15 protein-coding genes are annotated in these 13,571 nt (G+C 71.7%); 8 read left to right on the forward strand and 7 right to left on the reverse strand.

Annotated features, from left to right (window positions below):
* Positions 1–33: 33 nt before the first annotated feature.
* Positions 34–1,278, reverse strand: coding sequence for an FAD-binding protein (locus tag ABIC47_RS03780; RefSeq protein WP_354477316.1), 1,245 nt, complete (start codon positions 1,276–1,278; stop codon positions 34–36).
* A 180-nt stretch (positions 1,279–1,458) separates the two neighbouring features.
* Between ABIC47_RS03780 and ABIC47_RS03785 the strand changes: the two genes are divergently transcribed.
* The 5 genes from ABIC47_RS03785 to ABIC47_RS03805 all read left to right on the forward strand — a co-directional run bounded on the left by ABIC47_RS03785 (position 1,459) and on the right by ABIC47_RS03805 (position 4,962).
* Positions 1,459–1,905, forward strand: a complete 447-nt coding sequence (locus ABIC47_RS03785) for a DUF6325 family protein (RefSeq protein ID WP_354477319.1) — start codon at positions 1,459–1,461, stop codon at positions 1,903–1,905.
* A 25-nt stretch (positions 1,906–1,930) separates the two neighbouring features.
* The gene (locus tag ABIC47_RS03790) at positions 1,931–2,275 is read left to right on the forward strand and encodes an SHOCT domain-containing protein (protein ID WP_018192349.1); all 345 of its coding nucleotides are present in this window, start codon (positions 1,931–1,933) and stop codon (positions 2,273–2,275) included.
* A gap of 51 nt (positions 2,276–2,326) precedes the next feature.
* Positions 2,327–3,229: a phosphoribosylaminoimidazolesuccinocarboxamide synthase gene (locus ABIC47_RS03795; protein ID WP_309854384.1), complete on the forward strand. Its 903-nt coding sequence runs from the start codon at positions 2,327–2,329 to the stop codon at positions 3,227–3,229.
* A 65-nt stretch (positions 3,230–3,294) separates the two neighbouring features.
* Positions 3,295–3,993, forward strand: a complete 699-nt coding sequence (locus ABIC47_RS03800; RefSeq protein WP_354477324.1) for an RraA family protein — start codon at positions 3,295–3,297, stop codon at positions 3,991–3,993.
* A 63-nt stretch (positions 3,994–4,056) separates the two neighbouring features.
* Positions 4,057–4,962, forward strand: a complete 906-nt coding sequence (locus ABIC47_RS03805) for a VOC family protein (protein ID WP_354478697.1) — start codon at positions 4,057–4,059, stop codon at positions 4,960–4,962.
* Between the two features lie 79 nt (positions 4,963–5,041).
* On the opposite strand, the gene ABIC47_RS03810 is transcribed toward ABIC47_RS03805, so the two are convergent.
* Together ABIC47_RS03810 and ABIC47_RS03815 are read right to left on the reverse strand one after the other, a co-directional pair.
* Positions 5,042–6,757: a DHA2 family efflux MFS transporter permease subunit gene (locus ABIC47_RS03810; RefSeq protein ID WP_354477327.1), complete on the reverse strand. Its 1,716-nt coding sequence runs from the start codon at positions 6,755–6,757 to the stop codon at positions 5,042–5,044.
* Between the two features lie 10 nt (positions 6,758–6,767).
* Positions 6,768–7,346, reverse strand: coding sequence for a PadR family transcriptional regulator (locus ABIC47_RS03815; protein WP_354477330.1), 579 nt, complete (start codon positions 7,344–7,346; stop codon positions 6,768–6,770).
* 97 nt (positions 7,347–7,443) lie between these two features.
* Here ABIC47_RS03815 and ABIC47_RS03820 point away from each other — a divergent pair, with 97 nt between their 5' ends.
* Positions 7,444–7,965 (forward strand): gamma carbonic anhydrase family protein, encoded by a 522-nt coding sequence (locus tag ABIC47_RS03820; protein ID WP_354477333.1) that lies wholly within the window; start codon positions 7,444–7,446, stop codon positions 7,963–7,965.
* A gap of 19 nt (positions 7,966–7,984) precedes the next feature.
* On the opposite strand, the gene ABIC47_RS03825 is transcribed toward ABIC47_RS03820, so the two are convergent.
* From ABIC47_RS03825 to ABIC47_RS03840, 4 genes are read right to left on the reverse strand one after another with little or no spacing between them, the layout of a single operon-like run.
* On the reverse strand, positions 7,985–8,590 hold the full coding sequence (locus tag ABIC47_RS03825; RefSeq protein ID WP_354477336.1) for a uracil-DNA glycosylase: 606 nt from the start codon (positions 8,588–8,590) through the stop codon (positions 7,985–7,987).
* Positions 8,591–8,599: 9 nt separating this feature from the next.
* Positions 8,600–9,763, reverse strand: a complete 1,164-nt coding sequence (locus tag ABIC47_RS03830; RefSeq protein WP_089878151.1) for an alcohol dehydrogenase catalytic domain-containing protein — start codon at positions 9,761–9,763, stop codon at positions 8,600–8,602.
* Positions 9,760–10,647 (reverse strand): phosphonatase-like hydrolase, encoded by an 888-nt coding sequence (locus tag ABIC47_RS03835; protein WP_354477339.1) that lies wholly within the window; start codon positions 10,645–10,647, stop codon positions 9,760–9,762. The genes ABIC47_RS03830 and ABIC47_RS03835 overlap by 4 nt, the downstream gene beginning before the upstream one ends.
* A gap of 29 nt (positions 10,648–10,676) precedes the next feature.
* A complete protein-coding gene (locus ABIC47_RS03840) occupies positions 10,677–11,834 on the reverse strand; it encodes a TIGR03364 family FAD-dependent oxidoreductase (protein WP_020076631.1) in 1,158 nt (385 codons plus the stop codon).
* Positions 11,835–11,999: 165 nt separating this feature from the next.
* Between ABIC47_RS03840 and ABIC47_RS03845 the strand changes: the two genes are divergently transcribed.
* The gene (locus ABIC47_RS03845; RefSeq protein ID WP_354477342.1) at positions 12,000–12,878 is read left to right on the forward strand and encodes a PhzF family phenazine biosynthesis protein; all 879 of its coding nucleotides are present in this window, start codon (positions 12,000–12,002) and stop codon (positions 12,876–12,878) included.
* A gap of 123 nt (positions 12,879–13,001) precedes the next feature.
* A complete protein-coding gene (locus tag ABIC47_RS03850) occupies positions 13,002–13,550 on the forward strand; it encodes a hypothetical protein (RefSeq protein WP_354477345.1) in 549 nt (182 codons plus the stop codon).
* The last annotated feature ends 21 nt before the right edge of the window (positions 13,551–13,571 follow it).

The raw sequence follows: 13,571 nt of genomic DNA on the forward strand, positions 1-13,571 counted from the left end.
AACTCAGGAGCTGTTGGCTTGTGACGGTGGGGGCTAGGGGAGGAGGCGCGTGAGGAACGGGTTGCGGAAGCGCGCGGCGGGATCGAAGCGCTGCGTGAGGGCCGCGAAGTCGGCCAGGCGCGGGTAGAGGGACGGGACGACGCGGTCGCGGTCGACGTACAGCTTGCCCCAGTGCGGACGCGCGCCGAGCGGCAGCAGTGCGGCCTCCAACTGCGGGAGCACCGCCTCCACGCCCGCCTGGTCGCGGAACCACGTGAAGTGCAGGCCGACCGCGTCCGTCTGGTACGCGCTCGACAGCCACAGGTCGTCGGCCGCGACCGTGCGGATCTCCGAGATCTGCAGCAGCGGAGCCACCACCGGAGCCAGCGCACGCACGGCCTCGATCGCCTCGACGGCGCGGGCGCGCGGCACCAGGTACTCCGACTGGATCTCCGCTCCGTTCGACGGCGTGAACTCGAACCGGAAGTGCGCCAGCCGCTCGCTCCACGGCCCGACCACGCCGAGCTGCTCGGTGGTGTTGCGCACATCCATCGTCTGGATCATGTGCCGCGGCTCGGTCAGCGCCGGCGCCCCGAAGAAGTCGTCCTCGATCAGCGTCTCGACCCCGTCGAGCTCCTTCAGCCAGGCGAGCGAGACCGCTTCCTCATCCCACGTCGTGAACAGGCTCACGCTGTAGGCCGCTGAGGTGACCTCGTCGAACCGATCGATCACGGCCTTCCACGGCACGCCGCCGAACAGCCGCTGACGTGCGTCGTAGGTCGGCCGGATGTCGAGGGTCACATCCGTTACGACGCCGAGCGCGCCGAGACCGACGACGGCTCCCTCGAACCCCTCGTCGCCGCGCCGCAGCTCGACCAGGTCGCCGGAGCCGGTGAGGATGCGCAGGCCCGCCACCGCGGTGGACAGGTTGCCGTTGCGGTCGCCCGAACCGTGCGTCGCCGTCGCGATGGCGCCCGCGACCGAGATGTGCGGGAGGGACGCGAGGTTGTGCAGCGCCCATCCCGCCTCCTGCAGCTCGCGCGCGAGGTCGCCGTAGCGGACGCCGCCGCCGACGGTGACCGTGCGTGCGGCCTCGTCGATGCGGATGTCGCCGGGCAGGCCGGCCGTGCTGATCAGCAGACCGGGGGTGTCGGCGAGGTCGTTGAAGGAGTGCCTGCTGCCGAGAGCGCGCACCGCGGGGGCGCTCAGCACCAGGTCGCGCAGTTCGTCGATCGTGTCCGGCCGGGCGATGCGCTCGGCCTGATACTCGTAGTTGCCCGCCCAGTTCTTCTCGGCCATCGAGGTCCTCCCGGTTGGTCGTCGGGCGGCCATCCGCTCCGATCGACATCCCCATTCTAGGAAATGTGACCGGGCACATTACGCCACTCCCCGATCCGCGGAAGTGGTGCATTGCCGGGCCTCTCCGCGCCGCAGTATGGTGCGCGTGACAGCGGGGTGGGCCGCGGAGAAGAGGATGAAATGGCCGAATTCGAGTACGGTCCGGCGGAGTTCATGGTCGCCCAGTTCGACACCGATCGACCGTCTGCGGGCGTCGTCGAAGCGATCCTCGACCTGGTCGAGAACGGCACGGTGCGACTGCTCGACCTGGTGTTCGTCGAACGCCACGACGACGGCAGCGTCGACATCATCGAGCTGGAGGAGATCGGCGACGAGATCGGGATGACCGACATCACGCTCGACGCCACCGGGCTCGCCGGGGACGAGGACGTTCAGCAGATCGCCGAACTCCTGGAGCCCGGATCCACGGGGGCGATCCTCGTGATCGAGCACCTCTGGGCGAAGGACCTGGCGAGCCGGTTCTTCCAGTCGGGCGGTGTCGTGCTGCACAGCGAGCGCATCCCCGCGCCGGTGCTCAACGCGGTCGCGTCCGACGCCTACGACGAGCTCGAGACCACGGAAGGCTGAGGAGAACACCATGCCATTGAGACGAATGGGACGCCCGGGACTGATCGGGATGGCGGCGCGCACGGCGGTCGTCGCCGGCACCGCGACGGCGGTGGCCGGCGGTGTCCAGCACCACCAGCAGCAGAAGTACCAGAACCAGTACGAGCAGGAGCAGTACGAGCAGCAGCAGGCGGCGCAGCAGGCCCAGGAGGCGCAGGCGCAGCAGGAGGCCGCCGCCCAGCAGGCGGCCGCGCAGCAGGCGGCGGCGCAGCAGCAGGCGGCTCCGGCCGACGACCTGATGACGCGGCTGCAGCAGCTGGCCACGCTTCACACGCAGGGCGTGCTCACCGACGAGGAGTTCTCGGCCGCCAAGGCCAAGCTGCTGACGTAGCGGCCTGACGACCCCGCCCGGGAGGTTCGCCGCTCGCTCTACGATGGACGGGTGAGCGAACTTCCGGGATGGGTCCACGTCTACTCAGGCAAGGTGCGCGACCTGTACGTGCCGGAGGGCGCCTCCAGCCTCGCCGACACGGACAGCGTGCTCGTCGTCGCGAGCGACCGCGTGAGCGCGTTCGACCACGTGCTGGAGCCCGGCATCCCGGCGAAGGGCGAACTGCTCACGACGCTGAGCCTGTGGTGGTTCGACCAGCTGGATGACGTGCCGAACCACCTCATCCCCGATCACACGCTCGTCGGCGACACCGTCGTCGAGCGCATCCCGGCGGAGGTCGCCGGACGCTCGATGCTGGTGAAGCCGCTCGACATGTTCCCGATCGAGTGCGTCGTCCGCGGCTACCTCACCGGGAGCGGCTGGGCGGAGTACCGCGCGTCGCAGAGCGTGTGCGGCATCCCGCTGCCATCGGGCCTGCAGAACGGCGATCGGCTGCCCGAGCCGCTCTACACGCCCGCCTGGAAGGCGCCGATCGGGCAGCACGACGAGAACATCAGCTTCGAGCGCACAGTCGAGCTGGTCGGGCCGGAGGTCGCGGAGGAGCTTCGGCGCCTCTCCTTGCACGTGTACGCGCGCGGAGCCGCGATCGCGGAGGCGCGCGGCATCATCATCGCCGACACCAAGTTCGAGTTCGGCGCCGACCGCACGACAGGCGAGATCACGCTCGCCGACGAGGTGCTGACCAGCGACTCCAGCCGTTACTGGGATGCCGCCGCGTATGCGACCGGGACCACGGCGGAGGAGCGGATGGCCAGCTTCGACAAGCAGATCGTGCGCGACTGGCTGGCCGCGAACTGGGACAAGACGGGAACGCCGCCCGAGCTTCCCGCCGACATCGTCGAGCGGACGGCCGCGCGCTACCGCGAGCTGCTGGAGCGGCTCACCGGCGAGTAGGACGCACGCGCCGCTTGACGGCTCGCATGCCCGACCGCGCATGCCCCGCGGTATAGCGTCGCGACATGGATGCTGCAGCCCTCTCCTCCGCACCTCCCGCGACCGCCGCGATCGCCGACGCCGCCGTACGTCTCGGCATCGCCGTCGGGACGGCTCCCGTCGACCTCGTCGCCCTGCTCCCCGGTCGGCCCTTCGCCGGTCCCGCCGCTCCCGTGACGCATCTGGGAAGCGTCGACGTGCTGCTGGAGACGATCGACGACGCTCCCCCGGGCGCCGTGCTCGTCGTGGACAACGGCGGCCGCGACGACGAGGCGTGCGTCGGCGACCTGATGCTGCTGGAGGCGGCGACCGCCGGGATGTCCGGCGCGGTCATCTGGGGACGTCACCGCGACACCGCCCAGTTGCGCGAGATCGGGCTGCCCGTGTTCAGCCGCGGTGCGCATCCCTTCGGTCCTCGCCGCGTCCCGCCGGCCGGTTCCGCGATGCGGTCGGCGTTCCTTGACGGGGTGGCGGTCACACCGGAGCACTGGATCGTGGCCGACGACGACGGAGTGCTCGTGATCGACGCCGCGGACCGCGATGTGCTCTTCGCCGAGGCGGCGCGCATCCAATCGGTCGAGGGGGCGCAGGCCGAGCGGATGCGTTCGGGCGCCTCCCTGCGCGACCAGCTCGACTTCGCCCGCTACCGCCGGATGCAGGCCGCCGACCCGGGTCTGACCCTGCGCCGCTACCTCGCCGAGACGGGCGGAGCGATCGAGACCTGACGCCCAGAACCGCTCTCGGCGAACGCGAGAAATACCCCGGTGACCTGGGGCGTTGTCCTCACCATGACCGAACTCCTCCCCGCCGACTCCGCGATGGGCGCGGTGACCCTCCGCGTCGCCGACCTCGACCGGATGACCGCGTACTACCGTGACGCCGTCACCTTGAGCGTCCTCGCCGCCGAGGGCGGCCGCGTGGTCCTCGGGCGCGGAGCGACCCCCGCGGTCGTGCTCGAGCACGCACCCGAGCTGAAGCACGCCGGCCCCGGCGAGGCCGGGCTGTTCCACACCGCGATCGTGTTCGACACCCCCGAGACGCTGGCCGCCGCCGTGTACTCGGTCGCCCGCCGCGCACCGGGCACCTTCACCGGCAGCGCCGACCACCTGGTCAGCACAGCGTTTTACTTCACCGACCCGGAGGGGAACGGCGTCGAGCTGTACTGGGACCGCGACCGCTCGCTGTGGAGCTGGACGCACGGCCAGGTCGAGATGGACACGCTGTACCTCGACCCGAACGCCTTCCTCAACGAGCACCTGACGGAGCGCGGCGTCGCGCTTGCGGAGGCGGCCACCGTCTCGAACGGGACGCCGGTGTTCGGCGACGCCTCCGTCGGTCACGTGCACCTCTCGGTCGGAGACGTCGCGACGGCCCGTGAGTTCTACGTCGACCGGCTCGGGTTCGAGGCCACCGCATCCCTCGGCGGTTCGGCGCTGTTCGTCAGCGCCGGGGGCTACCACCACCACATGGCCATGAACACGTGGAACAGCCGCGGCGCCGGGCGCCGCCGGCTCGCCCTGGGCCTCGGCGAGGTGCAGCTGAAGCTGCCGTCGTCCGACGATGTCGGCGCCCTGGCCGAGCGGATGCGGCACTACGGCGTGCAGACCCGCGACGACGGCCGGTCGCTCGGCTTCGACGATCCGTGGTCGAACGCGGTCCGTGTGGTGACGGAAGCGGAGGAGATCTCGGCCTGAGCGGCCGAAAAGAACGCGAAAGGGAGGAGGTCGCAGCCGGGGTGGCTGCGACCTCCTCCCTTTTTCGTGTCGGTCGGCGTCAGTCGGTGACGGGCGCGGCGTGGAGACCGTGCGGCGGCTCGTCGCCGGGGGCGAGGTCCGTCGCGGGCGGCACCGGAGCGGCGTGCGCACCGTGCGGTGTCGCATCCACCGGGACCGGGGCGGCGTGGGCGCCGTGCGTGGCGGCATCGGCGGACTCGACGGTCGCACCCGCGGCGACCGGCGCGCCGTCGGCGGCCGGGGCGCCCGCAACAGCGGCACCGGCACCCGCACCGGCTCCGCCGGCCTGACGCGCCCACGCGGGCGGCTTCGGCCGCTCCCACCAGACGACGACCAGCGCGCCGAGGAAGGCGACGGCCGCCGGAAGCAGCAGGGCCTCCGACATCGCCTGGGTGAAGCCCGCGTGCAGCACCTGCGGCAGCTCCGTCCCCGCGGCCGCCTCGCTGGCGTTCGCGCCGCCTGGGATCTTCGGCAGGTCGACGGCGAGGCGTCCCTCGATCAGGGCGGCGATGGATGCGCTGCCCAGCACCGCGCCGATCTGACGGGTGGTGTTGAAGACGCCGGAGCCGGCGCCCGCCTGGTTCATCGGCAGGTTGCGCGTCGCCGTGGTGGAGATCGGTCCCCAGACGCCCGACATCGCGATGCCCATCAGGGCGCTCGGGATGAGGAGCAGGAAGATGTTGACGTCCGGCGACAGCATCCGCGAGTAGAGGAAGAGGGCGAACGCGAACAGCACGAGCGCCGGGGTGGCGATGTTGCGCGGGTTCACCTTGTCGATGAGCCGGCCGACGAACGGCGCGAGCACGCCCGAGAAGACGGCCGTCGGCGCCAGCATCAGAGCCGACTCGGTCGGCGTCAGGCCGCGCACGGTCTGGAAGTAGAACACCAGCGGCAGCGCCATACAGGTCACGGCGAAGCCGACGGTCGTGATGGCGCCGTTCGACAGCGAGAAGTTACGGTCGCGGAACAGCGGCAGCGGGAGCAGCGGCTCCTTCTTGTTGAAGGCCTGCCAGACGACGAAGGCGGCGAGCACGACGATGCCGGCGATGATCAGACCCCACACCGAGATCGGGCCCCAGATGACGCCCCAGTCGTAGGTGCTGCCCTCCTGGATGCCGAAGACGAGCAGGAACATGCCGACGCCGGAGAGGATGACGCCGAGCACGTCGAAGCTGTGCGAGTGCGTCGGGAGCTTCGGGACGAGACGCATCGCGAGGATGAACGCCACGATGCCGACGGGGACGTTGATGAAGAAGATCCACTCCCATCCCAGGCTGTCGACGAGCACGCCGCCGAGCAGCGGGCCGATCAAGGTGGCGACGCCGGCGACGGCGCCCCACAGACCCATGGCGGCGCCGCGGCGCTCCGGCGGGAAGATGCGGGTGATGACCGCCATCGTCTGCGGCGTCATCAGCGCGGCGCCCAGGCCCTGGACCACGCGCGCGGCGATCAGGAAGCCGATGGATCCGGCGAAACCGCACCAGGCGGACGCCAGGGTGAACACCACCAGGCCGATCAGGTAGAGGTTCTTCGGGCCGAACCGGTCGCCGAGGCGGCCGGTGATGAGCAGCGGCACCGCGTAGGCGAGCAGGTACGCGCTCGTCACCCAGATGACGGCGTTGTAGTCGGTGCCGAGCTTCAGGCCCTCCATGATCGACGGGTTGGCGACCGACACGATGGTGGTGTCGATCAGGATCATGAAGAACCCGATGACGAGCGCCCAGAGGGCGGGCCACGGCTTCAGTTGACGTTCCATGAGTCTTCTCTCAATGCTTTTCTTCGGACCACGAGACGGTGCCCGATTGGAGGTCTGCGATCAGGGTTTCGAGCACGTCCGCCTCTGTGGCGGTGATCGCCCGCTGGTAGCGGACGTCCAGCCAGTACTTGGCCGGCACCCCGCGCTGCGTCAGGTCGGCGATAGCGCCATCCAGCACCCCGGTGTCGGCTCGGATCAAGGCCACGCGCTTGCGGAGCAGCGCGATCACGGTCTCGATGGGGAGGTTGTGCGCCTCGCCGAGGCCGAGCGGGAACTCCGGGTACTCGTTGGTGGGCGTTCCGATGATCTCGGTGATGCGCTCCCCCAGCGCGCGGGTGCCCGCGTCGGTGATCTCGTAGGTGGTGCGCTCCGGCCGGTTGCCTTCGCGCTCGGTGCCGGTGGCGCGCACGAAACCGTGCGCCTCCATCCGATCGACGGTGTGGTAGAGCGAGCCGGGCCGCACCTTGACCAGCCGGTCCTCCGAACGCTGCATGAGCGTCTGGTACATCTCGTACGGATGCGACGGGCCCTCGGCCAGCAGCGCGAGCGCGGCGACGGCGAGGGGGGTGAGGGTGCGAGGTTCGGACATGCTCTCAATGTTGTTCGGTTGATTATTCCACTTGGAATATACGGCATGGGTGAATACGCGTCAAGTACCGTGGTCACGACGGCCGGAAGGAGATCCCATGCTCTTCGCCCTCCCCGACGGAGGCTCACCCCAAGTCGCCGAGGACGCCTGGGTGGCGCCCGGCGCGACGGTCGTCGGCGACGTCACGCTGCATCCCGGAGCGAGCGTCTGGTACGGCGCGGTCGTGCGTGCCGACAACGCGCCGATCGTCATCGGACGGGACTCGAACCTCCAGGACAACGTCTCGGCCCATGTCGACCCGGCCTTCCCGCTCACCCTCGGCGAGCGCGTCTCCGTCGGCCACAACGCCGTGCTCCACGGCTGCACGATCGAGGACGACGTGCTCATCGGCATGAGCGCGACCATCCTCAACGGCGCCCGCATCGGGACCGGATCCCTCGTCGCCGCCGGAGCCGTCGTCACACAGGGCGCCGACATCCCGCCGCGATCGCTCGTCGCGGGAGTTCCGGCGAAGGTCCGCCGCGAGCTGACCGACGACGAACTGCAGGGCATCGCGCAGAACGCCGCGGTGTACCTCGAGAAGACGCGGCAGCACCGCGAGGCCGTGGCGCTCGACTGACCGACCTCGCGGGATGCGTTCAGCCGGCGTCGAGCATCGCCCGGTTGAGCGCGATCAGCTGCTCGGAGAACATCCGTGCGCCGCCCTGCGCGGGATGCCGCACGGCAGGCGCCTCGATGCCCGCCTCCGCGAGCGCACCCTGCGCCTTCCGCCCGACCGCGACGATCGTCTCGACGCCCAGCTCCCGGATCAGCTCCAGCGCGACCGGCGCCCCCTCGCGCACCTCCGACGAGCGCGGGGTGCGGTTCGTCTGCGGTTTGCCGGCGACGAACGGGTGGTGCGGGTAGATCGGCCACGACAACGGCAGCGGCCCGCGCCAGTCGCGCATCGTCTCCCAGACGACCCGGCTGGACGCCTCCCACGGCGCCTGCGGATCCGGCGGGAGCTCCAGACCGGGCAGCACGCCCGCATCCACTTCGCGGACCGAGGTGAACGGCACTCCGGTCACCGTCATCCCGCGCCAGCCGGGGGCCTCGCCGAGAAGCAGGATGGGCGCGTGCGGCACCGCGAGGTAGCGGCGCAGGTTGCGCTCCCGCAGGCGGCCGAGCTCGTCGTCGCCGTACAGCAGCTCGGCGTCGTCCGGCACCGGGACGGCACGGATCATGTCGAAGAATCGGTCGAACACCACCCCAGGCTACGGCCGCACCGCGACGCGCGGATGCGTGCGGGCGGCGAGCGCCGCATCCACGTCGGCGAGCGCGAACGTCTCGCCGACCTGCTCGGCGAAGGGGTAGCGCTGCCACGCGTCGGCCAGGAACCGCACGGCCTGCTCCAGATGCCGGGAGGCGTAGTTGTGGACGCCGCGGATGGTAATCAGACGCCGGATCAGGGCGTCCGGCGCGATGCCGAGGTCGGGCCCGGGCACCGACTGGCCGACGAGCACCAGGACGCCGCCGACGTCGAGCGCGTCGAGCAGGGAGCGCGCCGCGGCCGGGCTGCCGGAGAGCTCGAGCGCCACGGTCGGGGCCGGCGTGCGGCCGCCCGTCTTGGCGAGCACGGCGGCCAGTCCCGTCGGAGACCCCGCGGGCGCGGCCGGGTCTGCGGCGCCCGACGCGCCGAAAGCCAGGGCGGACTCGCGGCGCTCGGGGATCGGCTCGCTCACGACCACGCGCGCACCGGCCTCGACGGCCATCGCCGTGGCGGTCAGCCCGAGCATCCCGGCGCCGGCGATCAGCACCAGGGCGCCCTCCAGCGGGACGAGCTCGGCGGCCGCCTCGATCGCCGCCGCCACCGACGCGGTCGCGCACGACGCCGGGGCGAGGACCTCGGCCGGGATGTCCTCCGGGACGCGAACGAGCGGAGTGCCGTCGAGGATGTGCGTGTGCGTGGCGAAGCCGCCCGACAGCTCCCAGCCGCGGCGCATCCGCTCGTGTCCGTACTTCTGCAGGCTCAGGCACTGCTGTTGCAGGCCGCGGCGGCAGCGCACGCAGCGTCCGCACGGGACCGCGGCGGACCAGACGATCCGCTCCCCCAGCGAGACGCGGTGTCCGTCCGTCGTCTTCGCGCCGCCGCGGCCGAGCGCGACCACACGGCCGACCTGCTCGTGACCGAGCACGAGCGGCGCTTGCGTCCGGCGATGACCGAGCACCGCCTCCACATCGGTGCCGCAGACCGTCGCCAGCTCGACCTCGACCAGGACGTCCCCCGGCGCCAGGCGCACGCCGGGCACGGCCACCGCCTCGTGCGTGTGGGCGTCGCCCGGCCACACCATGGCCGTGGCCGACGGATACACGCTGACCCCCATCCCCAGGCGCGCCGGCGGCTCGACGACGCGCGGGGTCACCGCCTTGATCGTCACCGGATGCCGTGTCCCGATGCCGTGTCGCGCTGGACGTCGTAGCCCAGCAGCTCCGGCAGGTCGGCGACGCTCGGGAGCACCGCGTCGGCGCCGGCGTCCAGCAGGGTCTGCTCGTCGTGCGCACCGGTCAGCACGCCGACGACGAGGCCTGCGCCCGCGGCAATGCCCGAGGCGATGTCGCTCGCGGTGTCGCCGACGACGACCATCCCCTCGACGCTGGATGCGCCCGTGCGCAGCAGGGCCGTCAGCGGCAGATCGGGGTACGGGCGACCACGGCCTGCCTCGGCCGGTGTCAGCGTCACATCGGCCAGGTCGCGCCAGCCCAGGGCGTCGAGGACGACATCGCGGGTGCGCCGCGAGAACCCGGTGGTCAGCGCCACCTTGACGCCCGTCGCGCGCAACCGGCGGATGAGGTCCTCCGCGCCCGGGACGGGCTGCAGACCCTCCGCGGCGATCAGCTCGGCGTACGTCGACTCGAAGACGGCGTCCGCGTGCTGCGCCTGGTCCTCGTCCGCGCTCAACGAGCGGAAGACCGCGAGCTTCGACTGCCCCATGGTCTCGCGGACGACATCGAGGGCGGCGATCCGCTGCTCCGGGGTCTCCGCGAGGCCCGCGGCGTCGACGGCGCGCTCGAACGCGCGCTGCACGAGGCCGTCGTCGAGGACGGTCGTGCCCGCGAGATCGAGCACCACCAGCTCCAGGTCGGCGAGGTCGTCCTCGTCACGGTCGTCGGCGTCGCCCTCGTCCAGGCCGTCCTCCAGGTCGTCCAGGTCGTCCCACTCCTCCTCGGAGAGCCCGGCCGCCGCAGGAATCCCGCCGCGGACCGGCTCGATGTCGACCGTCACGTCGTCGAACTCGCTGGTGATGCGTCCGTCTGGGGTCACGATGGTGCCTTTCGTTGCGATGGTGCGGTCTAGCGGACGCGGGCGGCGCCCGCGGGGATCAGCGCGCCGGGGGCGTCGGAGAAGAGCTCATCGACGACGCGGTCGGCGAGGCCGAGACCGGTGGTCATCCCGATGCCGGTCGTGACGGACACGACGCGGACGCCGGGCGCCGGGGCGGCCACCAGGAACTCGTCCGGTGCGGCGGCGTAGACGCCCTGCCAGCGCTCCCGCACCCTGAGGTCGGCGACGCCGAACAGCTCGCGCGTCTGCTCCAGCAGGAGGGCGAACGCCTCCTCGTGCTGGAACGGCGACGCGTCCGCCCCGCGCGCGTGGGTGTCGCCGACGATCAGGGTGCCGTCGGGCCGCTGCGTGAACATGAGGTTGACGTCCATCGCCGCCAGCGCCGGCTGCTCCACGGCGAGCCGCTCGCGCACAGCCTCGGCACTGGGCGTCCGGGCGAAGCCGGAGTAGCGGACCAGGGACCATCCGGTGAGCACCGGCGCGGCAAGCGGGAGGTCGAGCGCGGCCTCGACGAGCATCATGTCCAGGCCGCAGCGCTCGATGCCGTGCGCCTCCGCGATGCCCGGGAACAGGTGGTCGACGTCATGCCCGACGGCGACGACGACAGCGTCGGCGGCCACGCGTCCGCGGGGCGTGCGGACCAGTCCCGGCTCCACGCCGGCCGCCGCGGTCTGCCAGAAGAAGTCGACGCCGTGGGCATCCAGCCAGCGGACGATCGCCGCCGCGGCCTCCCGCGGGTCGATCTGCAGGTCGGAGGGAAGCAGCGCGCCGCCCACCGCGACGCCGTCGGCGACCGGGACGCGCTCCCGCACCTCGGCGGGAGTGAGAAGCCGGACATCGTGGCCGCCCCGCCGCTCGCGGAACTCCTCCAGCACGGCGAGCTCGTCGTCCGCCCGTGCCACCACGACGCTGCCGGACTCGCGCAGCCAGAACCCGGCCTCCGGTGCGAGGGTCAGCCACAGTTCCCGGGCGAGCTCGGCGTAGGCCCGAGCCTCGCCCTCCTGCCCGGTGATGCCGAGATGGCCGAAGTTGCGCACGGACGCGCCCTGCACGCCGGACGCCCGGTCGATCACGGCGACGGTCAGTCCTCGCCGGAGCGCGGCGACGGCATGTCCGAGGCCGACGATCCCGGCGCCGACCACCGCGAGGTCGTAGTGCCTGCCCATCCGGAGCCTCCCTGCGTCCCCGCTCACCGCGTGCCTTGTTCGTGGGTCAGTGTGCAACGCTAGGAGCCCGGTGCGACGGTGGTCGCAACTGGAGGTAACGCGGGGGTGAACGGGGTGCGGACGGCGGGTGCGCGTGAGAGCATCAGAGGCGGAGAGGAGCCGGCAGTGGATGTGCGCTTCTTCTGGGTCGACGTCTTCGCGGACACGGCACTCACGGGGAACCCGCTGCCCCTCGTGCCATCGGCAGATGCGCTCACGACGGCCCAACTGAAGGCGATCGCGCGGGAGTTCAACCAGTCGGAGACCACGTTCCTGGTTGCACCGACCTCGCCGGGCGCCGACCACCGTCTACGCTCCTTCACCCCTGCCGGGGTCGAAGTCGGAGGCGCCGGGCACAACGCGATGGGCGCGTGGATCTGGCTCGCGGGATCGGGGACGCTTCCCGGCGACCGCACCGAGTTCCGGCAGCAGATCGGCGACGAGACGCTGCCTGTGGGCGTCGATCGGAAGCCCGGTCATCCGCCCACGGTCACGATGAGGCAGGCTCCACCCCGTTTCCTTCGCGCAGTGGACCGGCATCGCGAGCTTGCGGAGATCCTGGCGCTGGATGCGGACCAGGCCGCGCCGGGCCCGGCCCAGGTCGTGTCCACCGGCGTGGCTCACCTCATGGTCCCGCTGAAGGGGCGCTCGGCCGTCGACGACGCGATCCCGGACAGCAGCCGACTGGCTGCCCTGCTTGCGTCGGTCGAGGCCGAAGGCTGCTACGTCTACTCCACCGAGCATCGGGACGACGGGGCCGACGCCTATGCCCGGTTCTTCAACCCGACGGTCGGCATCGCGGAGGATCCCGCCACCGGGACCGCCGCCGGCCCCCTCGCCGCACTGCTCGTCCGCGATGGGCTGCGGGCACCGGACGGTCAGGTGACGATCATCCAGGGAGCGGCCCTCGGCCGCCCCAGCAGGCTGCGGGTCACCGTGGACGACGACCGGATCGAACTCTCCGGCACGGGGCTGGTCGTCGCCGAAGGGACCCTGCGGGTGTGAGCGCCCGCGTACGCCCGCGTCGCGACGCGGAGAGCCTCCGCACGTGACGATCGCGCCGGCTCCGCGGAGACCTCCGTCGCCGGAATCGGAGCACGATACGCCACGCGGTCTGCGCGCACTGGCGTGGACGGCCGCCGGCTGGTCGACGCTCTACGCGCTCTCCGCGGTTACTACGCCTTCGGAGGCACGCTTGCGCTTCCGGGCCGGCTCCGAGGCGACGCGCACGCCACCTTCGCCGCCATCAACGCGTTCGCGATGGTCGCACTGCTTCTCGGGGCGGGCGCAGCGCTTCTGGCGCCGCGGATACGCTCGACGCGGTTCCGCATCGCGTACGTGGTCGGATGCTGGGTGGTGGTGGTCGGCTGCGTGATGCACGCCCTGGTCGACATGACGGTGCGCGTGCTCAGCATCGGCGGTGCCCTGGCCGTCACCTACCCGTCAGCCCTCTGGTCGTCCGTGGACGTGCGCGCTGCCGACCTGCAGGACCTGTTCGGGAACGAACCCTGGTTCCTGGTGGAGGGGGTGCTGTTCGGAGCGATCGGCGTCCTGTGCGTCAGGTCGCGCCGCGGCCGTCGCGGTTTCCTCCTGAGCGCGGTCCTGGCGATCGCTGTGGCCGTAACGATCGGACTCCTCACCGCGTCGGGCCACCTGCCCCGACTGATCGTCGGCTGAGCGGGCCGCGCCTGCGGCCGC

The sequence above is a fragment of the Leifsonia sp. 563 genome (assembly GCF_040545055.1).
Lineage (GTDB): Bacteria > Actinomycetota > Actinomycetes > Actinomycetales > Microbacteriaceae > Leifsonia.